The organism is uncultured Gemella sp. (assembly GCF_963519265.1).
GTDB lineage: Bacteria > Bacillota > Bacilli > Staphylococcales > Gemellaceae > Gemella.
This window is the reverse complement of sequence record NZ_CAUQNQ010000020.1, coordinates 1-22,603: the sequence shown is the minus strand read 5'-3', so window position 1 is coordinate 22,603 and position 22,603 is coordinate 1. Positions and strand designations below refer to the sequence as shown.

Below are 22,603 nucleotides of genomic sequence, written 5' to 3'. Positions count from 1 at the left end.
TTACAAAAAAGCTCCCAACCTTACACTTTTGTAAGATTGGGATATTTATTACTTTTTATTTGATTTCAAATACTTTATCAACTTTATTTCCTGGGAAATTATAATCTCAATATATCTGTAAATCTTTGTTCAGAGTTGCTATCTAGTCTGTGTGTGATTAGAATTACCGTTAATTCTGGATTAGTTAATAGAAGTTCTTCTATTTTCTCTGCATTATCCTTATCTAAATTAGAAGTTATCTCATCTAACAGCACTACTTTTTTCTCTCTAATAATTCCACGAGCCAAGGCTATTCTTTGTTTTTGACCACCTGATAAATTCTTACCACCTTCCACAAATTCAGTATCTAAGCCATCCTCAAGACTTGCCAGAAACTCTCCTAATCCTACACTTTCTAACACGTCTTTGACTTTTTCATCAGCATAATCATCACCTAGCGTTATATTAAATCTTAGACTTTCTGTGAAAATATACGGCTCTTGTGGGATATATAGCATCTTATCATACAGGCTATGCTTATTAAGACCCTCTAGTTCTTCACCATTAAATTTAATTGCACCTTCGTAATTTTCTATTCTTCCTGTCAATAATTTTAACAATGTAGATTTCCCACTGCCACTTTCTCCGACAATAGCGTATTTACCATATTTGTTAAATGCATACGAAATATTTTTTAATACACTCTTCTCTTCATATTTATAAGAAACATCCTCTAATTCTATAGTTTCAATTTCTTCATTTAATAATTTCTTGCCAGTATCTTTGTCATTAATTGCCTTAGCCTCTTCTTTGAATTTCTCGAATTTCTCAAAGATTGGCACTACGATATTTAACTCTACCGTAATATTCATAATATTTCCTACTGAATTAAAAATCGTAGATGTTAGTGACTCTACCGTTAAAATAGATCCAAAGCCTACAATATTTTTTAGTGCCAGTATTCCCGTTAGTAATACTACACCAACTTGCCCTACTAAATTCCCTAAACCACCTAGGACTCCGGCTAATCCGACACTTTTTCTTAGAGACACAGATTCTTTTAATACTTCATTAGAAGAGTTTGCTACAATTTTTTTCAAAATTCCTAATTTATTGAAAGATAGTAAACTATCGAATCCCTGTAAATAATTTGTATTTTTACTTATTAATTTTTCTAATGAGCCTGAGTATCTCTGAGCTTTATTCTGGATAGATTTTTGCGCAAGAGCTGGTAAAACTAGTGTAAGAACACTCATTACTATAGAGAAAACGATAATCGACCAGTGGAATGCAAATAGTCCAACTATAGCTAAAAGCGTCTCTATTATCGCTGTAATACTTTGATAAAAATTACCAAATCCTTTTTCCTCAACAATCATCAAATCATTACTAAGCCACGATATGTAATCACCGCTATTTTTCTTATTGAAATTAGCATAGTTGTTTTTAGAAATTGCATCAACAACATCACATCTAATATCAGTTATCATTTTTTGCACTACATAGTTTTCATACGGAATTTTTATATAAATAGAAACTAAATATAATAAAAACACGATACCCGCATAGGCTATATTATAGAAAAAGCCATCGGTATTCGATTTAATTAATTCGTTAAATCCATCCCCTATAAAATACGCAGCGACAACCTTACATGCTCCCCCAAAAATAATTAGTAAAAGTAACAAACTATTTTCTAAATATCTTTTCTTTAAATACTGCTTCATCTTTTCCCTCCTTATACCTTACTACTATTCTATCAAATAAAATAAACTAAAACAAGATAGTTTTCAGATAATTTATTCTATTAGTTAGAAAATAATTTTATTTACATTATAATATATATATATATCAAGTGGCTTTTTAGGTTTTATAAATTTTACATCTAATAAACTTTGAGGGGACATCTCGACAAAATTGATTTCTCCAAAATCTCGATTTTTAAGTTGCTCCATCAAGTTACTTTTTGTAATTTTAGCGAATTATTTCTTCTAGTGATTTATTAGATATCTAAAAGTTTTCATAAAGCGAATTTAGATATCAATAACCCCCTGCGTCTATGATTTATAATATACACTTTTTTTTAATTTAAGACTTTTAGTTCAATTCCCTCAAGTAAATTTTGTCGAGTTTATAGCTAACTTACTTTGGGAGTTTATCAATTTATATCCAGTCTCACTTGTTAAATTAAAAAATCCCCTTAAAAGTTAAATTCATAATCTAACTCTCAAGAGGATCCCTTATTGATTTGTTTTTATCTAATCCCTTAAAGTATCTTCTTTTGGGAATGTTATTTCTACTCTAGTTCCTTCACCTACTTTTGAAGAAATTTCAATATGATGCCCTAGCTTATCTAGAGTTTTTTTACATAAATACAAACCTAAACCACTAGATTTTTTTTCATATCTTCCATTAAAACCTGTAAAACCTTTTTCGAAAATTCGAGGTAAATCTTCTTCTTTAATACCCATACCGTTATCTTCTACAATTAGTTTATTTTCACAGGTTTCTATTATAATTTCTCCACCAGTGCTAGTATACTTCACACTATTACCTAGTATTTGTTCGAAGGCGAAGCTCAACCATTTTTTATCACTAATTACCATTGTTTCATGTGAAACATAGTTTAATTTAATTTTTTTGTTAATAAATATAGTCGCATATTTTTTTACACTATCTTTCACTACTTCATCAAGATTAATCTTAGTAATAACGTAATCTGATGACGTGCTATCTAATCTTATGTACGTTAGAACCATCTCAACATAACGTTCTATTTTAAACAATTCTTGCTGTAAGTTTTTCTGATCTACTTCTTCATTGTCTAATAGAAAATTCATCGCTGCAATCGGTGTTTTTATCTGATGAACCCACATACTGTAGTAATCAACCATATCTGTGTTTTTTTGTCGATTTTCCTGGGTTAATTTTTCTAATTCTTCATATAATTTCTCTATAATTTTATGATAATAATCTATTCTGGTATCCAAACTTTTTGGCAGAACGTCTAGATCATTTAGAATATTTTGCTCTAGAAATTTTAATTTTTTATAACTTTCTCTATAATTAACAAAATCTAAAAAGCTAGCTATAAGAGCTGCAAAAAAACAAAAACTTCCTGTATATATTAGAGCTTCTAGTGGCAAATTATACAAATAAAACATAATGAAAAATATGGCAATAAAAACTACAAATAAAATATAAACTTTTATGTTTTTCTTTAAATAACTTTTTAATATTTCCATTAGACGATATATCCTTTACCTTTTTTAGTAGTAATAAATTCATCTATTCCTATGCTTTTTAATTTTGCACGAAGTCTATTTATATTAACAGACAAGGTATTTTCATCGATAAAGTTATCACTTTGCCACAAGGCGGTAATTATTTCTTCTCTCGTTACTATTTTTTCTCTGTTTTCTAATAATACTGTAAGAATTTTACCTTCATTTTTAGTAAGTTCAACGAGATTATCTTGATATTTTACCTCATCACGGCTCATATCAAAAATTACATCCTTATACACTACAAGATTCGATGATCCACTAAAATTATAAACACGGCGGAGTAGGGCTTCGATTTTTGCCTTCAAAATAACTAGCTTAAATGGCTTTTCAATAAAATCATCCGCACCAATATTCATAGCCATCACAATATTCATATCATCATTCGCAGATGAAATAAAAATTATAGGCACTTTTGACAATTTTCTAATCTCTTCACAAAAATAATAACCATCAAAGTAAGGTAGATTAATATCCATTAATACTACGTCTGGTGATTGTTCCACAAATTCCTTAACTACATTTTGAAAATCTACAACTTCGTGTGTAGCATACTGCCACTTTTGTAAGTATCCTGCTATAGAATTAGAAATTATCTCATCGTCTTCTACTATCATTACTTTATACATATGTTCACCCCTTAGCTACTATTATTACTAAAATTATATCATAAACATATTTTATTTGATATATATCTACAAAAAATTAATATTATCTTCAAAATTCCTATCTCCAATCAAAAACAGAGATTACTCAGAAGTAGTATTATGAAATTTCCACACTGTTTTGTTTCTATTTCATACTTCTAAATAATCTCTATTCAAAAAGAGAAAATTGTGGATTAAGATGATATTTATTTAAGTATATTAATATTAAAATAAATGGCTGTCAAGGGTATTAAAAATTCTTTCTTAATCCACAATTTTTAATAAAATATTAATTATTTTAATTAAATGTTTCTTGTGAAACTTTTCTCTTAGATATTTTCTAAAGCTAAACGTAAATCTTCAATTAGATCATCCGCATTTTCTAATCCAATTGATAATCTAATTTGCTGTGGAGTAATTCCTGTATATTGTAATTCCTCTGGACTTAATTGTCCATGTGTTGTTGAGGCTGGGTGGATAGCTAAACTTTTCGCATCAGCTACATTCGCTAAGTTTGAGAAAATTTCTAAACTATCAATTACTTTACGAGCTGCTTCTTCTCCTCCAACAACATCAAATGAGAAGATTGATCCACTACCTTTAGGTAGGTATTTTTTAGCTAATTCATAATATTTGTTTCCTTCTAATCCTGGATAGTTGATTGATGCTACTTTAGGATGTTTTACTAAGAAGTCTATTACTTTTTGAGTATTTTCTACATGACGCTCTACTCGTAAAGATAATGTTTCTAAACCTTGTAATAATAAGAATGCGTTAAATGGTGATAATGCTGCTCCTGTATCACGTAACAACTGTGTTCTTACATTTGTAATGAACGCAGCAGGTCCTACATCTCTTGTATAACTTAAGTTGTGGTAACTTGGATCTTCATCAACTAATTGTGGGAATTTTCCACTACCTTCCCAGTCGAATTTACCACTATCTACGATAACACCACCGATTGATGTACCGTGTCCTCCAATGAATTTAGTCGCAGAGTGAATAATAATATCTACACCATGGCTAAATGCATTAATTAAGTATGGACTAGCAAACGTGTTATCAACTACTAATGGAATTTTATGTTTATGAGCAATCTCAGCCCATTTTTCTAAGTCAGCAACATTTGCTAATGGGTTTCCTAATGTTTCTACAAATAGAGCTTTAGTTTTATCAGTAATTGCTTGCTCAATTTCTTCAAAGTTATCTGGATCAACAAAAGTTGACTCTACACCATAGCGTGGTAAAGTAAGTTTCAATAGGTTATATGTTCCACCATATACATTTTTAGAAGATACGATGTGATCTCCTGCATGAGCTAATGTTAGGAATACATATGTAATTGCAGCCATTCCTGAAGCTACAGCTAATGCCCCAACTCCACCTTCTAAAGCATTAATTCTTTCTTCAAAGACTGCCGTAGTAGGATTGGTAATACGCGTATAAATATTTCCAGCTTTTCTTAATGCAAATGAATCAGCTGCATCTTGAGTATCATCAAAAACGAATGATGTTGTTTGATAAATAGGGACAGCTCTTGCTTTTGTATCTCCAACTGTTTGCCCTGCATGTAATTGTAATGTTTCAAAACTAAATTTTCTTGTCATAATATATTTCCTCTTTTCTACGTTTTGATAAGTTCTGTGTTTTAGATAATAAAAAAACACCCCTATTGCGTTTGCAATAGAGGCGATCATCTTAATTCGCGTTACCACTCTAGTTTATACTAATCTTGCGATTAGTACCTTATTCAGTACATGTTTATACTGTGTGCTATATCGTGCAGCTCACGTGTTTACCTATTAGATAAACAAAACTCTAAGACCATTTTCAACTAATCTTCACCATGTTACTTCACACCAACCAGCAACTCTCTGTTGTAGCTACGTATTAATCTACTTATCTTTTCAACGTTTGTGTATTAAATTTAAACTCATTGTACACCCATTTTATATATTTGTCAACAACTTTTTTCAAAAAAATAAACCGTTTTATTTTTCTTCTATAAGATGTAAAATAAAAAATACTATAAAAATATCTTAATTTATTTATTATTTGATAAATGAAAATTTAGTAAAACTATTTATTTTAATTTAAGAAATAATAATTTTGTAATTTTTTTCAATTGTAAAATGCAAAAAGGGAAACAGGAGATAAAAAACAAAGAAAAATATCAAGAAAAAGATGTAATAAATAATAGGCGCAACTAATAAAAAAGAATAGAGACTACCAAAATGAAAACTAATAGAAATAGTTAGCAAAAAAGGAATAGAAGTAGCGAAGAAAATAATAAACCTAGAAAATTAAAAACAAGGGGTATCAACGAAGAAAAAATGGACAATCTAATATCAAATAACAATGGAATACTAACAAAAAACCATCAATTTTTATAAAACATATAATAAAAAGAGTAGGTGTGGACCTTAGAAAAGATAGTAACTTACACATTTCTTTTAACAAATTACTGCTATTAATCATATTTTATTTCTCTTATTACACTTTTAAAGATATTTCTACACTTTATATCTCTATCCCTCCTTTTTTTCCTCAACCTAAATCTTCATCCTTCTATCATTTTTATGATATAATAGCAATACTAACACTCATATCACTATATGATTATCCCAGGAGGTTTATGTGGAATTTACTAAAACAAATGATGGTTTCGTTAAATATGATGAAAATGGTAGAGTTATAGCTGAAATTACCTATGCTACTACTAATAATCCTAACGTAGTTGTCGCTGATCATACTTTTGTTGATCCTTCACTTCGAGGTCAAGGCGTTGCAGGCAAGCTATTAGATGCGCTTGTTAAAGATATGGCTGAGCAAAACAAAAAAATTAAACCAGCTTGTTCTTATGTCGTTAAAAAATTCCAAGAAGATTCTTCTTACGACTTTATTAACGCCGAAAAATAATATTAAAAAAAAGCAGAAGATTGATTTTTCAATTTCCTGCTTTTACTTTCTATTATATTAATCTATATTATTATTTTTTTATTTAGTTGATTTGTTATTATCTTATTAAAATTTAAGTTAGTTATTTAAAAAAATAATTATATTAATACTCGATAATATACAATTGTCCTTTATCGTATTCCGCTAAAAATATTTTAGAGGCATCTTCATATCCCATTTCTAATAAAGTTTCTTTTAACCATTCTTCTGTTTTATCTAGTGATTCTAATGTATTGATTTGAATGTTACCGTCTGTTATTATCGGATATTTTGGATTTTCATCACCTGCTAATACTATAATTAACTGTCCATTTTGTTCTAACACGGCTCTTTTAACTTTTTGAATACTGTAAACACCTTGACTTCTTAGTTTAAATGCTAAATCATGGGCTGTCAATCCACTCATTCTAGTAGCTTCTACATCTATTCTTCCATTTTTCACTACAGTTGTTGGTTCTCCGTCTACTATTTTCTTAAAAAATGAATTGTTTGTTTTTAACCATTTCTGAATAAGTACCAGGATAACCCATATCAATAATATATTTATATATTGTAGAATTGAAATTACTGGATTATAAATTACACCACCAATTATTCCACCAAGCACATAGTTTTGTACTTGATCACTCGCTGAAGATGGAGCCAAGTTACTTTTCCCTGATATATTTATTACAAATACTAGTGATATTAATCCTAATGCTAGTTTTATTGCTATATCTATGTATGAAAGTTGCATTATTTATTTACCTCCACTTTTTCTACTACTGGATTTATTAAGTCTATTTTCTCTAATAAGTAATCATCTTTTTTTCCACTACTTATTACTCTATAGTAAGAATCATCGATTTTCACGAATGAATTTTCTATAGATACCTCACTATTAATATAAATACGTGTCTTTTCTACATTTAAATGATCCGCTATTTTTTCGATAAACTGTACTGAACTTCTGTATTGATTCGAAGAAATAGATTTATCTTGATAGTTTCCTATACCTATAGTTACCGCCAATATTGTTCCTAGTACTAGTATTATCGACAACTCTCTATATTTTGTGTCTTGTTTATTTTTGTAATATTTAGCTATACTAAAGAGCAATACTAAAAGTAGTACACCTACAATAACTATTCCTACAATGTTATTTTGTTCTATTTTACTCTGTAAGTATTCGTAAGAATAAAATTTCATCGTTTCCCTCCTGAATTTTTGTTTCATGTGAAACCATCACAGAATTTTTTAATTTATGATTGTTTCACATGAAACTATTTTATTATTTCACTTTTAATTCGTATGCGATTCTTTCTTTATTATCTAAATTATTTTTCATAGTTAGTTTTATTATTTCTTTTTCTATGAATCCAAAGTTACTTAAAAATTTTCTCATTATTTTGTTATTTAAATGAGTATCAATTCTTAAATATTGTACATTTTGAGTCTTAGCTAAAAGATAGATGTCTTCCATCATTTCACGAGCGATTCCTTGATTACGTGAATCGCTCGCCGTTGAAATACGATGAATAGCTAAATAACTACTATTAGCAGTCCAAAGAGTAGGGTATCGTTCATAATCTTCGTCAAAAGAAGATAGCATTGCTGTTGCTACTATTTCTCCCGATTTTTCAAAGACATAAGAAATACCTTCATTTATATCATTAATAATCGTCTCTCTACTAGGTTCTCCATGTTGCCACTGATTTATACCTTGTTCTTTTAAAAAAATACGACCATCTTCTATTATCTTCATAACTTGCTCTAATTCTTCTAATTTTGTTTTTCTTAACATTAGCTCACCTTTTTTATTCTAATAGGTCCATCGTTTATTTTATGCTCTTTATCACGTATTAATGTTCTTATAACCTGCATAGTTTTTTCAAGTGCTTCTAAAGCTGCGAATTCCCATAGTAACGTAGCTTCCATTAGAAGTTGAAATGCATTTTTGAATCCTGTGCCTCTCTTTTTACCTCTAGGATCGCCTATAAATAATGCATTGTTCAAAGTAACTTCATCTAAGGTTATCATTTCAGGTTTATAACCTACTAAGAGCCTTAATTGCTTCACCAAAAATGGATCTATTATATCTTCTTTTTCTAAGTAATCTATATATTCACTTTCTGTATTAAAAATCGGTAACTTTATATTTCCATGGACTAAATAATCCCTTTCGTCAGTTAATCTCACGATATCAATTACTCCAAATTCATCGAATTTAATGTAATCAATTGAATATTTTGAATCCCACTCATTTACATCTTCTATATAAAATTTTGGTCCCATAATTACCTCTTTTCTAAAAATTAATAACGGATGCAACTTAACAATATAGTTTATTCTAATTAAGTCGCCTCCGTTCATTTTTATTTAATATATTAAAGATTCTTCTTTAATTATTTAAGCTTTAAAGCCTAATAATTAAAAATATACGTCATGGTTTTTCCACAACGCATATTATATTTTACAATAAATTGTCTTTTAATTCAAGCTCTACAGGACAATGATCACTACCGAATATTTCATTGTGAATAGCAGCACTCTCTAAATACTCTTCTAAATCACGACTTACTAAGAAGTAGTCAATTCTCCATCCTGCATTATTTTTACGTGCATTAAAACGGTAACTCCACCAAGAGTAGGCACCTGTTAAGTCTGGATTATAATATCTAAATGTATCGATAAAGCCAGCATCTAATAACTTCGTGAATTTTTCTCTTTCTTCTGGTGTGAATCCTGCATTTTTCGTGTTTGATTTCGGATTTTTTAAATCTATTTCTGTGTGTGCAACATTTAAATCTCCACAAACAACGACACCTTTTGTTTTGTTTAATTCTAATAAATAGTTTTTAAAATCTTCTTCCCAACTCATGCGGTACTCTAATCGCTTAAGCTCGCTACCTGAATTCGGCGTATACACTGTAATAAAGAAGAATTTATCATATTCTAGAGTAATTACACGACCCTCAGTATCATGTTCTTCGATTCCTATTCCATATGTTACATTTAATGGCTCGTGTTTAGTGTATATAGCTGTTCCTGAGTATCCCTTACGCTCAGCATAGTTAAAATAGCTATAATACCCCTCGAATTGTAAATCTAATTGTCCTGCTTGCATTTTTGTCTCTTGTAAACAGAAAAAATCAGCATCTAATTGTTTAAAATCTTCTTCAAAATTTTTACCAACGATCGCTCTTAGACCATTGACATTAAAACTTATACATTTCATTTCGTTCTCCTTTTTGTTTTATGTGAAACATCTTTATTATCTTGTAGCTTTGTTTCATGTGAAACATTTCTTTCAGCTTTACTTTTGTATCTCGCACAAAACAATGTCTTTTATATTTTTCTTTTATATTTCACGCGAAACAGTTTCTTTCATCTTTTCTTTTATATTTCACGCGAAACAATTTCTTTCGTCTTTTCTTTTATATCTCACGCAAAGCATTTCATTCACTTTTTTTATAATACTGCTTATTTTCCTAAACAGAATCTACTGAATAATTCATTTATTAGTTCATCACCAGAGTTTTCCCCAATAACTTCTCCTAATAGGTTGAATGTATTCGTATAGTCTATAAGTACCATATCTACTTCAAGCCCCATCTCTGCTGCTCCTATAGCATCATTTAAGCTTGTTAACGCACGTTGAATAAGATTGATTTGGCGTGTGTTTGATAAGTACGTCGCATCTTTTGGACGAGCAGCTCCACCGAAGAATAAATCTCTAATGTTTTTCTCAAGCTCATCTATTCCTTTGTATGTTGTCATAGATGTTTTTATTATAGGGTGGTTGTACGCTAATTTTTCAACTTCATCAATATCAATTTTCGTCTCTAAATCTAGTTTATTTAATATTACGATAGTTGTTTTTCCTTCTGTTAGTTTTAATAATTCTTTATCATCTTCTGTTAATTCTTCACTACTGTTTAATAAGAATAATACTAAATCAGCTTTTTCTAAAGCTTCTTTACTTCGTTTAACCCCGATTTGCTCCACGATATCATCTGTTTCACGAATACCAGCCGTATCTATTAATTTAATTGGTACTCCTTTAATGTTCACATACTCTTCTAGTACGTCACGAGTTGTTCCTGCAATATCTGTTACGATAGCTTTATTTTCTTGTAGTAGGTTATTTAACAGTGAGCTCTTTCCAACGTTAGGTCGTCCAATAATAGCAGTATTTATACCTTCTTTAATAATTTTCCCTTGTTTTGATGTTTCTAATAGACTTTCTAAACTATTTCTAATACTTGTTGATTTTTCAAGAATAGTTTTTGTCGTTTCTATTTCTAAGTCATCATATTCAGGATAATCGATATTTACCTCAACAACTGTTAGTATATCTAAAATTTCAGCACGTAGACGTTTAATAAGCGTCGATAAGCGTCCTTGCATTTGGTTGTTAGCTATTTGACTAGCTTCATCTGTTTTACTCTTAATAAAGTCGATTACAGCCTCTGCTTGTGTTAAATCTATACGTCCATTTAAAAAGGCACGTTTAGTAAATTCTCCTGGTTCAGCCATTCTTGCTCCATGTTCTAAACAAAGTGCAAGTACTTTTTGAATCGTTACAATACCACCGTGACAGTTAATTTCTATAACATCTTCAGTAGTATAAGTACGCGGACCTACCATTTTTACAAGCATAATTTCTTCAATTTTTTCATTTGTAGCTGGATCAACTACATTACCATAATTTATAGTGTGACTAGCTAGACTCGCTACCGTTTTACCTTTTGGTAGTCTTACTATTTTTTCAGCAATACTAAATGCTTCATCACCACTAAGTCTAACAATACCTATAGCTCCTTCTCCTAGGGCAGTCGATATAGCGCAAATTGTTTCACTCATTATTCAAACTCCTTCTAACTCTTTATATTAATTAAAAATTCATATCTTATTTATTATACACTATTCCTTTAAATTTTTCTCTATATACGACCAAGCTACATTTTATATACTTTTTTAATAATGGGTTAGGGGAGGGCGAACAAAAAAGGCCCATCAAAAAATCGGACTGATGGAAAAAATCAGTCCGATTAAGATTGTTGAGTTTAGTTCGTTCAAACAAATAGAATGCTTGCAATCAGCATAAAAAACCAGCAACTTTTTTATGAAGTTTCTGGTTTTGTTTATATAATTTTTATAAAGAAGTAATAAAAGTTATACCACCTAATATCACTCCCGCTGCATTGGGAATGATAAGGATCCAGTCTTTTTTAGGTTCTTTTGTCCAACCATAGATTACCCAAATTAAACAAGAAACTGCTGCAAATAGTGGTTGGAATGGTTGAGCTTTTTCTCCTTGTAAGTTAGCGATAATTTGTGGAATATATGCAATAAAAACAAGAATCCCAATAAAAGCTCCAATAGATCCGACAAAGCGATTAATTTTTTGTTTAGACATATAATATACCTCCTGAGGTCTCATTATATCAGAAGAGAAAAGATACTGTCAATAATTATGTTAAACACAAAATATTATACACTAGCAAAAAAAAAGGATTCCTGAGCTTTAAGCTCATGACTCTTCTCATCAGTCCTAAATTTTGTAGAACCACAAAAAATAAGTAGCTTGGATAAATCTCCAAACTACTCATTTTTTATTATTTTATTAAAAAGTTTTTAATAAGATATTAATTCTCTTCGTTCATAAGTTCAATTTCTGAAATAGCGAATTCTAAGTCATCTAAATCATACTCTTTTGGCAGTACACCACATGCTCCATTAGCAAATGCCTGTCTTTTATACACGGGTACTTCACCAACACTACTGCAGATAAGCACTTTTGCTCCAGGAAACTTCGTACAAATTTCTTTCGTCGCCTCTAAACCATCCATTATCGGCATACAAATATCCATCGTCACGAAATCTGGTTGTATCCTTCTGTACATTCTCACAGCTTGTTCGCCATTTTCTGCAAAATGACACTTATATCCTGCACGACTAACAATTTCTGCTCCACGACTTCTGTAATATGAACTATCATCAACTATTAATACTGACTTCATTAGGCCTCCTATTTAGCTGTAATAACTAAATATCTGTGTGGCTCTTCACCACGTGATTCTGTTTCAACATTTTTAATTCCTGTTAAGGCATTGTGAATAATTTTTCTTTCAATGCTTGTCATTGGTTCTAATTCAACAGGTTTTCCGATTTTTTTAGATTTTTTAGCTAAGTTTAACGCTAATTCTTCTAATGTTTTCTTACGATTTTCTCTGTAATCATCACAATCAACTTCTATTCTGAAGTAGTGTGAACTGAATTTTTTAGCGTAGTTATTAACTAAAAATTGTAAACTGTTTAAAGTTATTCCACGTTTACCAATTATTAAACTAGTGTTTTCTTCTGTTTTAATATTTAAAGTAAAGTGACGATTACCATCTTCTCTAAAATCTACAGTTGCATCAGGATATCCCATCGCAACAACAATATTTTGTAGATAATTTACAATACGATCTTTATTTTTTACGATATAATCTTCTCTTTTAGCTTTTTTTACAGGTTCTTCATCGTGTTCAGCTGTAACAACAGTTTCTTCTACTTCTGGTTTTGTTTCTTCTACGTGAACTTCTTGTTCTACAACTTTTTCTACAACAACTTCTTCTTGCTCTGTTATTTTTACTTCAACTTCTTGTTCTTTTTCTGCTACTTTCTCAACTTCAACCACTTCTTCAGTTGTTTTAGCTAATTCAACAGCTTCTTCTTTATTATAATCTTCATCTAATGGAACTAATTTTACTTTTGCTTCTTTTTTAAATAAACCGAAAATACCTGCGCTCCCACCTTCGATTACTTCAATTTTTACTGCATCTTCTGTTAAAGCTAGGTCTTTTAATCCTTTTTTTATAGCCTCATCTACAGTAACTCCAACATAATAATATTCTTTTTCCATTCTTAACTCCTCTTCGCTTTCATAAGTTTTGATCTTTTTAAAACATGATCGATGCTGCTGCCGAACTCTAAGAATGGCATATCTTTAGCACCTGGTCTTGCTATCACTATAATATCATAGTTTTTAACAAGTTCTTTTCTTGTTTTAAAAGTTTCTCGTATGTATCTTTTTATTTTATTACGTTCAAAGGCTTTTCCTAATTTTTTACTAACAGAAATACCCAAACGCATATGGTCTAAATTATTTTTTTGATAATAAATAACAAACTGTCTATTCGCAAAAGATTGTTTTTTTCTTATTATATTATCAAAATCTTGACTTCTTTTTACTCTATATTCTTTTTTCATTTTAAAACCTTTCTTAACACTAATATTTTAACAGTTTATTTAACTTTTTACAACTATCTTTCTTATTTTTTAGGACCAGTTAATAAAAAAAGAGTACCACTTTCGTGATACCCTCTGTGCAAACATTAAGCTGAAAGAACTTTTCTTCCTTTAGCTCTACGTCTTGCTAATACATTTCTTCCGTTTTTAGTGCTCATTCTAGCTCTAAATCCGTGTACTTTTGAATGTTTTCTTTTATTTGGTTGATACGTACGTTTCATTTTGTCCTCCTCGAGTTTTCTTTTCTTTACTTAGATAGATGTAATAACTGAATTAGTTTAACATATCTAAAATAATTTATCAAGTAAAAACCTCATTTTTTCTAAAAAAAATCTAGATAGGCACAAATATACTATAAAATGGGAGTAACTCAAAAATCATGATTTTGTAGAAACAAGATTTTGTCGAGTCACTCTCGCAGTAGTTTATTAGATATCTAAAAAGCTTTCATAAAGCGAATTTAGATATCAATAAAACACTGTGTCTATGAGTTTTTTTATGAACTTTTAAGAATTTTAGGACTTTTGGGTAAACACCGATTAAAATTCTTATTTCTTTCATTATGGATAAAAATAATACTCCATGTACTAATAGATAATGTTGTTAATAAGCTGTTAATTTTTGTTTTTCAGTATAAAAAAATATTTAAGTATATCTTCTTTATAGTTTTCCACAGTTTATTATAAGTTATCCACATATCTTTGTTAATAACTATATTAATATCTAGAAAACATTTTCTTTTTTCTTTAGTTTTTAACAAATTTATAAAGTTATTAACAATTTCACATTTAAAAGTTATTCACAGGTGTTAATTGTGTGTGAAAAACTCTTTAAGTATATTTATATCTATCTTGAAAGATGTTAAAAACCTTTTAAATCTTGTTTATTATTTATTTTATTTCTTTTCTTTTTAACATATTAACAGCTTTTTATTCTTCTTTTTTACACATAGTTAATAACTTCTGTTAACAACTTGTGAATAACTAATGTTTTATTTTATTACCAATCTATGCTATAATTATTTATATATTTTTTTAAGGAGGTATTTCATTGAGTAATTCTAATTTCTTATGGGAAATTATTCTTCGTGAACTAAAAAGTACCGTTGATCCTCATGTTTTTGATACTTGGTTTTCTGGTGCTTCTATAGATAATGTCGATTTTATGAAAAAATCAATAGTTATTACTAGTAAAGAAGCTCTTATTTCTCAATTTATTCAAGGTGCTTATGATCAAAAATTAAAAGAAATACTAAAGAAAAATACTGGTTTTGATTTTAATATAGAATATACTTCACTTGATACTGATATTCCTCTAATTACACCTCATGTTGTTGAAGAAAAACCAGCAGCTGAAAATCTAATTAGACAGAATTTTCTTCAAGGTGATAAGCCTTCTGGAGCACAACATTTCTATCAGAAACAAACTTTTCCTCTAGAAGATTATAAACATCCTGTCCCTAACAAAAATATTACAGCGAGCAAAAAAAATCCTACGCTTAATAAAAACTACACTTTTGAAAATTTCGTAGTAGGGGAAGGGAATGCTTTTACACATAATATAGCATGGAACGTTGCAGTTTCCCCTGGTGGTATCTATAATCCTCTATTTATCTATGGAGGTGTTGGACTAGGAAAAACACACTTACTTCACGCTATTGGAAATGAAATGGAAGCTAATTTTCCTGATTTTAAAATTGAATGTATTTCATCTGAGAAGTTTTTAAATGAATTTCTTGCTTCTATTAAACCGATGAAAGATAAAAACAACTATACTAATGCGGATGAAGACTTTAGAAGAAAATACCGTGACGTTGATGCTCTTTTAATCGATGATATTCAATTCTTATCAGGCAAAACTGAAACACAAAACGCATTTTTCCATACTTTTAACGAGCTACAAATGAATCAGAAACAAATCGTCCTTATAAGTGATCGCTCGCCATCTCAACTTAATGATTTGGAAGATAGATTAGTTACTAGATTCAGTCAAGGGATAACTGCGGACATTACACCACCTGACTTCGAAACACGTATGGCAATTATTAAATTCAAGTGTGAACAGTTCGATATTAAACTAGATGAAGAGACACTTACTTATATTTCTAGCAATGTATCTTCTAATATAAGAGAGCTTGAAGGTGTTCTTAAACGTATTAAGTTTACAGCAACTTCTAAACATGAACAACCTTCACTTAGTATTGCCGAGGAAATACTGAAAAGCGCGAAAACTTCACCTAGAAAAAATATCTCACCTGAGAATATTATTAATGTGTGTGCAGACTTCTATAAAATCAAGGTTGATGATATTCTTTCATCTTCTCGTAAAAAAGAAGTTGTTCAGGTTAGAAATATAGCTATCTACTTATGTAGGGAACTTACTACATTATCATTCCCATCTATAGGTGATTGTTTTAATAAAGATCATACTTCTATTCTTTATTCATTCAATAAGATAGCAAAACTAAGCAAAGATGAAAATCCTGAGATTTTTGAAGATATAGAAGTAATAAAAGAACGTTTAGGAAAAATATAAGAAGCTGTTAAAATCTACTAAAGATATTAATGTATTTTTTCACAAGTTATTAACAAGGGAAAATTCATAATTTTTGAGTTATCTTTAGTTTTCCACAGTTTTTACAGCCCTTATTATTATTATTTTATTAAATATATATTATATATAAGGAGAAAACATGAAATTTACTATAACTAAATCAAATTTTCTTGATGGCTTAAATCATGTCTCAAGAGTAATTGCACCTAATTCTCTTTTTGAAATTTTAAAAGGAATAAAAATAGAATTAGAAAAAGATAAGCTTATATTAAAAGCAAGTGATTCTTTAGTATCTGTAGAATATTCTGTAAATAGTTACGAAGATGATAAAGAAATTATTACTATAGAAAAAGAAGGACAAGTAGTATTACCTTCTCGTAATTTTATAGAAATAATTAGAAAAGCACCAACAGATTTAATAGAGATAGAAACAGTTGGTAACAATATTTTAGTTAAATCAGGTAAAAGTGAATTTAACGTAAAAGGATATGATGCAAATGATTATCCAGAATTCCCAGTTATCTCTAAAGAAAACAGTCTTAAATTAGAAGCTAATGTTTTCAATGATATTATAAAAGAAACAGTATTTTGTACAGCACCTAACGATCAAAGACCTATTCTTGAAGGGGTTAACTTCTCATTAAGTAACAAAATCTTAACAGCGACAGCAACAGATTCATATCGCCTAAGTAGAAGACAAGTTACGCTAAATGATGAAGATAGCAACAAAGAGTTTAACTTAATTATTCCGAGAAAAGCTCTAACTTATTTCCAAAGAATGATAGAAAATGGAAAAGATCAAGTAGAAATTTTCTATGAAAACAATAGAATAGTTCTTTACTACCAAAATGTAATTTATACAGTATTATTAATCAGCGGAAATTATCCAAATACTAATAAACTTATTCCTACTGTTTTTGAATGTACATTCGTGGCCAACAGTAGAGAGTTTTTCAGTGCAGTTGATAGGGTTGCATTAATGAGTAGAGAAGATAAAGATGATATTATTAAATTAGTAGTAACTGATAATCTATTAGAAGTTTCTTCTCAATCTAAAGACTTAGGAAGTGCTATAGAAGAATTAAAAGTTTCTTCTACATTAGAAGATGAAAAATTCGAAATCTCTGTATCTGGAAAATATCTAAAAGACGCGGTATCTGCGGTTGCTGCAGAAGAAATTATCGTTAAGTTCTCAGGGGAGTTAACAGCGTTTATTATTCAACCAAGTGACTATCACAGAGAAATTATTGAATTAATTTTACCAGTAAGAACTTACTAATAAAAATAAATATAAAATAGGGAACGGGATTGAAATAATTTAAAACAATTCTCGTGATTAAGTATTAAAATAAAAACGTGATGATCTATAGAAAAACTGAAAAAATAAAAAATAGCAGGTTATCTATATGATTATACGGGGGTGACTTTGTTAATATGATTTATATAAAATCAGTATTTTTAAGTTACTCCCTTTTCAAAGTTTATTTAGGAGGAACAATGACAAAGAAAAAAAGTAGCATATTAATTTTATTAGGTGTTGTTTTTTTAGGACTTATTCTTAGAACACCTATTACAGCAGTAGGTGCAATCGTTGGACCATTAAAATCTATATTAGATATCAATAATACGGTTGCTGGATTTATCACAACAATACCTTTAATTGCCTTTGCAATATTTAGTCCAATGGTAGCAAAATTATCAAATAAAGTAGGTTTAGAAAAGACAATATTATTAGCTGCGGTAATTATAACTGTAGGTTTAGGATTTAGATTTTACATTAATACTTATGTATTCTTCCTTATGACATTTATCGTAGGAGTAGGAATAACAGTAGGTAATGTATTATTACCAGGATTAGTTAAGAAATATTACCCAGAAAAACTAGGGGTTATGACTGGTTTTTATGCAGTTGTTATGAATGTAGGAGCTGCGGTTGCTGCGGGTATCAGTTATCCACTATTAAGTACAAATATAGGTGGAGAAAAATTTTCAACAGGACTTGCGGTTAATATTTGGATTATTATTGCAATTATCAATATCTTTATCTACACAGCGATATCAAAAAATAATAATGTAGCTGAAATCGAAGAAAAACACGAAAAAGTCCATGGATACTTTAAACATTCTAAAATGTGGACGATTATGTTGAGTATGGGATTACAATCTGCATTATTCTATTGCAGTGTTTCATGGTTTGCTGAAATTATGATTAGTAAAGATTTCTCACCTGAAACAGCAGGACTATTATTATCAATTAGTCAATTCGCTCAATTTCCATCTACTTTTATAGTACCGATTTTAGCGGATAAATTACATAATAAATTAATTATTCCTACAGTAATTACTATTGGATATATCGTGTCACTTGTTGGAATGCTTTCGACAAGTGGGAACTTCGTATTAATGCTAACATTTATAGTTATCTTCGCGTTAGCTGGAGGAGGATCATTCTCATATGTTATGTATCTATTCTCAGCTAAATCAAGAAATGAAAGTGAAGCGGCTGATATCTCAGGTTTAGCACAATCAGGGGGATACTTATTAGCGGCAATATTCCCACCATTATTAGGATATATCAGAGATATCTCTGATTGGAATAAAGCGCTATATGTTTTAATAGCGACATCAGCAGTATTACTAGTGACATTAATTCACTGTAGTTCTAAAGGAAATATAATAGAAAAATAATAAAAAAGAGTAACTAGCTAGCTATTTCTGAGAAAATAATAAAGGTTAGTTATTCTTTTTTTCTTTTAAATTATTTACAAAAAAATTCAAAGAAACAAGAATAAAAAATTAAATAATACAGAAAAAATAAGCAAATAGTACTACATATAATTATAGAAATTAATACAAAGTACAGTTTATAGAAAAATAATAGTACAAGAATAAGAAATTTAATATAAAAAAACAGTGATTTTTTAAAAATTAAAATAAAATTGAAAAATTATCTTATAATATTGGTATAAGCAAAAATTAAGATTACAACAAGAAAACGTTTTAAATATTAATGAAAAATAACTTAATAAATTGTAAAAAATATATGGAAATTTGTTTAGATTAATAACAAGAAGGTATAATTCAAAGGGATAAAAACACTTTCTTTTTTTCCAATAGTATGATATAATTTTAAAGGAAATGAGATGTTTATACTATAAAAGGGATACTTGTAGTATTCTATTCTCATAGAAAATAAAATAGTAAAAATAATTACTTAAAAATATCTAAAAATATATAAATTATATGGAGGTTTTCTTATGAAAGCGAAAAATAGAAAAGTTGTTTTAATAGGAGCAGGAATGGTAGGGATGAGCTTTGCTTATCAATTATATTCAAGCGGACTTTGTGAAGAACTAGGATTAATCGACTTCTTCGCTGAAAAAGCTGAAGGTGAAGCGATGGACCTTAATCACGGTGGAGCATTAGTACCACCTATTAAAGTAACTTCAGGTGGATACGAGCAATGTGCTGATGCAGACGTAATCGTAATCGCTGGAGGTCTTCCTCAAAAACCAGGTGAAACTCGTCTTGACTTAGTAGACAAAAACATGAAAGTTGTTAAAGATATGTCAGAACAAATCGTAGCTTCAGGATTCGATGGAGTAATCGTTATCGCATCTAACCCAGTAGACGTATTAACTAACGCTTTACAAAAATTCACTGGATTCCCAAGAAACAAAATCGTTGGATCAGGAACTACTCTTGACTCTTCAAGATTCCGTTACATCTTAGGAGAAAGATTAAACTTAGCACCAAGCAGTGTTCGTGGATATATCATTGGGGAACACGGAGACACTCAACTTGCTGCATGGAGTAATGTAAATGTTTATGGAAAACAATTCGACAGATTCTTAGAAACTTCTAAATTCACTAAAGAAGACTTCGCTGATGTAGAAGAAAAAGTTATGCGTGCTGCATACGAAGTAATTAACCGTAAACGCGCTACTTACTACGCAATCGGTCTTGCTTTATTCACAATTGTTAAAGCTATCTTACGTGACGAAAACGTAGAATTAGCTGTAAGTGGATACTGTGAAGGACACTACGGAATCGACGGATTATACATCGGAACTCCAGCTATCTTAGGACGCGAAGGTGTTCGTGAAGTTGTTGAATTAGAATTAAACGAAGATGAAAAAGCTAAAATGCTACACTCTGCTAAAGTATTAAAAGAAACTTTAGACAACGCATACGCAGCTTTAGAAGCTTAATTAAAGTAAAAATTATAGAAGAATTAGATTCAAATCTTTAATTTAAAGAAGAATTTAATTCTTCTTTTTTTTGTAAAACTTAAGTAAAGGAAATACTATATTTATAAATAAGTAAACGTTTTTTGAAAATAAAAAAATATGAATAATTTTGTTTTCAAGTACTAGACTTATATTAAAAAATTTGTTACAATATAAAAGGATGAAAAGGTTTTAAAAGTTATCAAAATAAATAAACAATAAAAAATAGAGGAGATAGACTATGACAATAACGATATATGACGTAGCAAAAGAAGCAAAAGTATCGATGGCAACTGTATCTAGGGTTGTTAACAATAACCCTAATGTAAAAGAAGATACAAGACTACGTGTCCAAGAGGTTATTAAGAAATTAAGATATACACCTAACGCTGTTGCCAGAGGACTTGCTAGTAAAAAAACAACAACAATCGGTATAGTATTACCAGATATAGCAGACTTATCTTCTGCAGAAATAGTAAGTGGTATTGAATCTGTAGCTAATATGTACAAATACAATATTATCTTAGCAAATTCATGTGATGATCAAGAAATTGAAAAAAATATATTTGCATCATTTGTAAGTAAACAAGTAGATGGGATTATCTATTTAGGACATTCTCTATCAGATAGTTCTAAAAATTACTTACAAGATATTCAAATTCCAGTAGTATTAGCAGGTAACCTAGGTATAGATTCTGACTTTTATTCAGTTAATATTGATTATGAAAAAGCTGCTTATGATGTAACAAAAGAATTCTTATCAAAAGGTGTAAAAAATATATCATTAATTATAGACAAATACGAAAGTCAAAAAACTCAAAGATTAATTAAAGGATATAAAGATGCACTAGCTTCTGAAAAAGTTGAGTTTAAACCTCAAAATATAATAGATGGATATAGAACTTATAAAGAAAGTAACAAGTTATACAAAGCTGTGAGCAATATAGAAGCAGAAGTAGTAATTACAATGTTTGATGAAGTTGCATTAGCAACTATGCAACAAGCATTAGATCTTGGAATGAGTATTCCAGGAGATTTACAAATTCTTTCATTAGAAAATACAAAACTAATTAATATGACAAGACCAAAAATTTCATCTGTATTCCAACCAATTTTTGATATAGGTGCGGTTTCTATGCGTGTCTTAACTAAGATTATCGATATAGAAAAAGCAAAACGTAAAGGTGAAGAAATTGATGAAGAAGAATTAGCAGAACTAAAAGCTCAAGAAAAAGAGATGAATTTACCTTACAGAATAGTTCATAGACAAACAACAAAATAAAAAACACTATTTTATAGAAGAAAAAGTTTAGAAAATGAAAAAATGAAATTTTCTAAACTTTTTTTTCATTTTCTATTGACATAATATCAAACTGATGATAGAATAGTTAAAGTCTTCTGATAGAGAAGACGAACAATCAATCATTTTAAAAAAAGAAATGTTAAGAAAAATTCAAAAAACTCTTGACAAAAAATAACAATAATGATAAACTAATAAAGTCTTGAAACGAAGCGTTGCTTCAAAAAAACTTTTTAAAAAATAAAAAAACTTCTTGACAAAAGCTTCTTAAAATGATAAAATAATTTAAGTGTTGAAGAAACACTTAATATTAAAAATTAAATAATGCGGGTGTAGTTTAGTGGTAAAACCTCAGTCTTCCAAACTGATGTTGTG

At 29.4% G+C, this 22,603-nt stretch carries 21 protein-coding genes and 1 other annotated feature; of the genes, 6 read left to right on the top strand and 15 right to left on the bottom strand.

Translation table 11 applies throughout. The annotated features are described in order from the left end of the window. Window positions 1-98: 98 nt before the first annotated feature. From RWN11_RS03765 to RWN11_RS03750, 4 genes are all read right to left on the bottom strand, one after another. Window positions 99-1,706 (bottom strand): ABC transporter ATP-binding protein, encoded by a 1,608-nt coding sequence (locus RWN11_RS03765; protein WP_314160450.1) that lies wholly within the window; start codon window positions 1,704-1,706, stop codon window positions 99-101. Window positions 1,707-2,237: 531 nt separating this feature from the next. Beyond that, window positions 2,238-3,224, bottom strand: coding sequence for a sensor histidine kinase (locus RWN11_RS03760; protein ID WP_314160449.1), 987 nt, complete (start codon window positions 3,222-3,224; stop codon window positions 2,238-2,240). Continuing rightward, the gene (locus RWN11_RS03755) at window positions 3,224-3,892 is read right to left on the bottom strand and encodes a response regulator transcription factor (protein WP_314160448.1); all 669 of its coding nucleotides are present in this window, start codon (window positions 3,890-3,892) and stop codon (window positions 3,224-3,226) included. Before RWN11_RS03755 ends, RWN11_RS03760 begins: the two co-directional genes overlap by 1 nt. Before the next feature lie 347 nt (window positions 3,893-4,239). Next, window positions 4,240-5,517 (bottom strand): O-acetylhomoserine aminocarboxypropyltransferase/cysteine synthase family protein, encoded by a 1,278-nt coding sequence (locus RWN11_RS03750; RefSeq protein WP_314160447.1) that lies wholly within the window; start codon window positions 5,515-5,517, stop codon window positions 4,240-4,242. 75 nt (window positions 5,518-5,592) lie between these two features. Next, window positions 5,593-5,830 (bottom strand) — a binding site (T-box leader). Between the two features lie 717 nt (window positions 5,831-6,547). Between RWN11_RS03750 and RWN11_RS03745 the strand changes: the two genes are divergently transcribed. Beyond that, a complete protein-coding gene (locus tag RWN11_RS03745; protein ID WP_314160446.1) occupies window positions 6,548-6,829 on the top strand; it encodes a GNAT family N-acetyltransferase in 282 nt (93 codons plus the stop codon). Between the two features lie 142 nt (window positions 6,830-6,971). Here the strand turns inward: RWN11_RS03745 and RWN11_RS03740 are convergent, their stop codons facing one another. From RWN11_RS03740 to rpmH, 11 genes are all read right to left on the bottom strand, one after another. Next, a complete protein-coding gene (locus RWN11_RS03740; RefSeq protein ID WP_314160445.1) occupies window positions 6,972-7,604 on the bottom strand; it encodes a DUF421 domain-containing protein in 633 nt (210 codons plus the stop codon). Further along, window positions 7,604-8,056 carry a DUF3290 family protein gene (locus tag RWN11_RS03735; RefSeq protein WP_314160444.1) on the bottom strand — a complete coding sequence of 151 codons (453 nt, stop codon included), beginning with the start codon at window positions 8,054-8,056 and terminating at the stop codon, window positions 7,604-7,606. The genes RWN11_RS03740 and RWN11_RS03735 overlap by 1 nt, the downstream gene beginning before the upstream one ends. 82 nt (window positions 8,057-8,138) lie before the next feature. Further along, window positions 8,139-8,651, bottom strand: a complete 513-nt coding sequence (locus RWN11_RS03730; protein WP_314160443.1) for a GNAT family N-acetyltransferase — start codon at window positions 8,649-8,651, stop codon at window positions 8,139-8,141. Beyond that, window positions 8,651-9,220 carry a hypothetical protein gene (locus RWN11_RS03725; protein ID WP_314160442.1) on the bottom strand — a complete coding sequence of 190 codons (570 nt, stop codon included), beginning with the start codon at window positions 9,218-9,220 and terminating at the stop codon, window positions 8,651-8,653. Before RWN11_RS03725 ends, RWN11_RS03730 begins: the two co-directional genes overlap by 1 nt. A 100-nt stretch (window positions 9,221-9,320) precedes the next feature. After that, the gene (locus RWN11_RS03720; RefSeq protein ID WP_314160441.1) at window positions 9,321-10,085 is read right to left on the bottom strand and encodes an exodeoxyribonuclease III; all 765 of its coding nucleotides are present in this window, start codon (window positions 10,083-10,085) and stop codon (window positions 9,321-9,323) included. Window positions 10,086-10,330: 245 nt separating this feature from the next. Continuing rightward, window positions 10,331-11,713, bottom strand: a complete 1,383-nt coding sequence (mnmE, locus tag RWN11_RS03715; RefSeq protein ID WP_399535955.1) for a tRNA uridine-5-carboxymethylaminomethyl(34) synthesis GTPase MnmE — start codon at window positions 11,711-11,713, stop codon at window positions 10,331-10,333. A 292-nt stretch (window positions 11,714-12,005) separates the two neighbouring features. After that, on the bottom strand, window positions 12,006-12,269 hold the full coding sequence (locus RWN11_RS03710; protein WP_060913362.1) for a SemiSWEET family transporter: 264 nt from the start codon (window positions 12,267-12,269) through the stop codon (window positions 12,006-12,008). A 229-nt stretch (window positions 12,270-12,498) separates the two neighbouring features. Further along, window positions 12,499-12,873: a response regulator gene (locus RWN11_RS03705; RefSeq protein WP_314160440.1), complete on the bottom strand. Its 375-nt coding sequence runs from the start codon at window positions 12,871-12,873 to the stop codon at window positions 12,499-12,501. Window positions 12,874-12,881: 8 nt separating this feature from the next. After that, complete coding sequence (jag, locus tag RWN11_RS03700) at window positions 12,882-13,760, bottom strand: RNA-binding cell elongation regulator Jag/EloR (RefSeq protein WP_314160439.1); 879 nt, start codon at window positions 13,758-13,760, stop codon at window positions 12,882-12,884. 2 nt (window positions 13,761-13,762) lie between these two features. Continuing rightward, the gene (rnpA, locus tag RWN11_RS03695; RefSeq protein ID WP_003144300.1) at window positions 13,763-14,107 is read right to left on the bottom strand and encodes a ribonuclease P protein component; all 345 of its coding nucleotides are present in this window, start codon (window positions 14,105-14,107) and stop codon (window positions 13,763-13,765) included. Between the two features lie 125 nt (window positions 14,108-14,232). Beyond that, window positions 14,233-14,367: a 50S ribosomal protein L34 gene (gene rpmH / locus RWN11_RS03690; protein WP_003144116.1), complete on the bottom strand. Its 135-nt coding sequence runs from the start codon at window positions 14,365-14,367 to the stop codon at window positions 14,233-14,235. Window positions 14,368-15,196: 829 nt separating this feature from the next. Between rpmH and dnaA the strand changes: the two genes are divergently transcribed. The 5 genes from dnaA (at window position 15,197) to RWN11_RS03665 (ending at window position 22,210) form a co-directional block, all read left to right on the top strand. Further along, entirely contained in the window at window positions 15,197-16,681 is a 1,485-nt protein-coding gene (gene dnaA, locus RWN11_RS03685; RefSeq protein WP_314160438.1) for a chromosomal replication initiator protein DnaA, read from the top strand. A gap of 157 nt (window positions 16,682-16,838) precedes the next feature. Continuing rightward, complete coding sequence (dnaN, locus tag RWN11_RS03680; protein WP_314160437.1) at window positions 16,839-17,978, top strand: DNA polymerase III subunit beta; 1,140 nt, start codon at window positions 16,839-16,841, stop codon at window positions 17,976-17,978. Window positions 17,979-18,196: 218 nt separating this feature from the next. Beyond that, window positions 18,197-19,387: an MFS transporter gene (locus RWN11_RS03675; protein WP_314160436.1), complete on the top strand. Its 1,191-nt coding sequence runs from the start codon at window positions 18,197-18,199 to the stop codon at window positions 19,385-19,387. Between the two features lie 569 nt (window positions 19,388-19,956). Next, the gene (locus RWN11_RS03670; protein ID WP_314160435.1) at window positions 19,957-20,910 is read left to right on the top strand and encodes an L-lactate dehydrogenase; all 954 of its coding nucleotides are present in this window, start codon (window positions 19,957-19,959) and stop codon (window positions 20,908-20,910) included. Between the two features lie 259 nt (window positions 20,911-21,169). Next, on the top strand, window positions 21,170-22,210 hold the full coding sequence (locus tag RWN11_RS03665) for a LacI family DNA-binding transcriptional regulator (RefSeq protein ID WP_314160434.1): 1,041 nt from the start codon (window positions 21,170-21,172) through the stop codon (window positions 22,208-22,210). The last annotated feature ends 393 nt before the right edge of the window (window positions 22,211-22,603 follow it).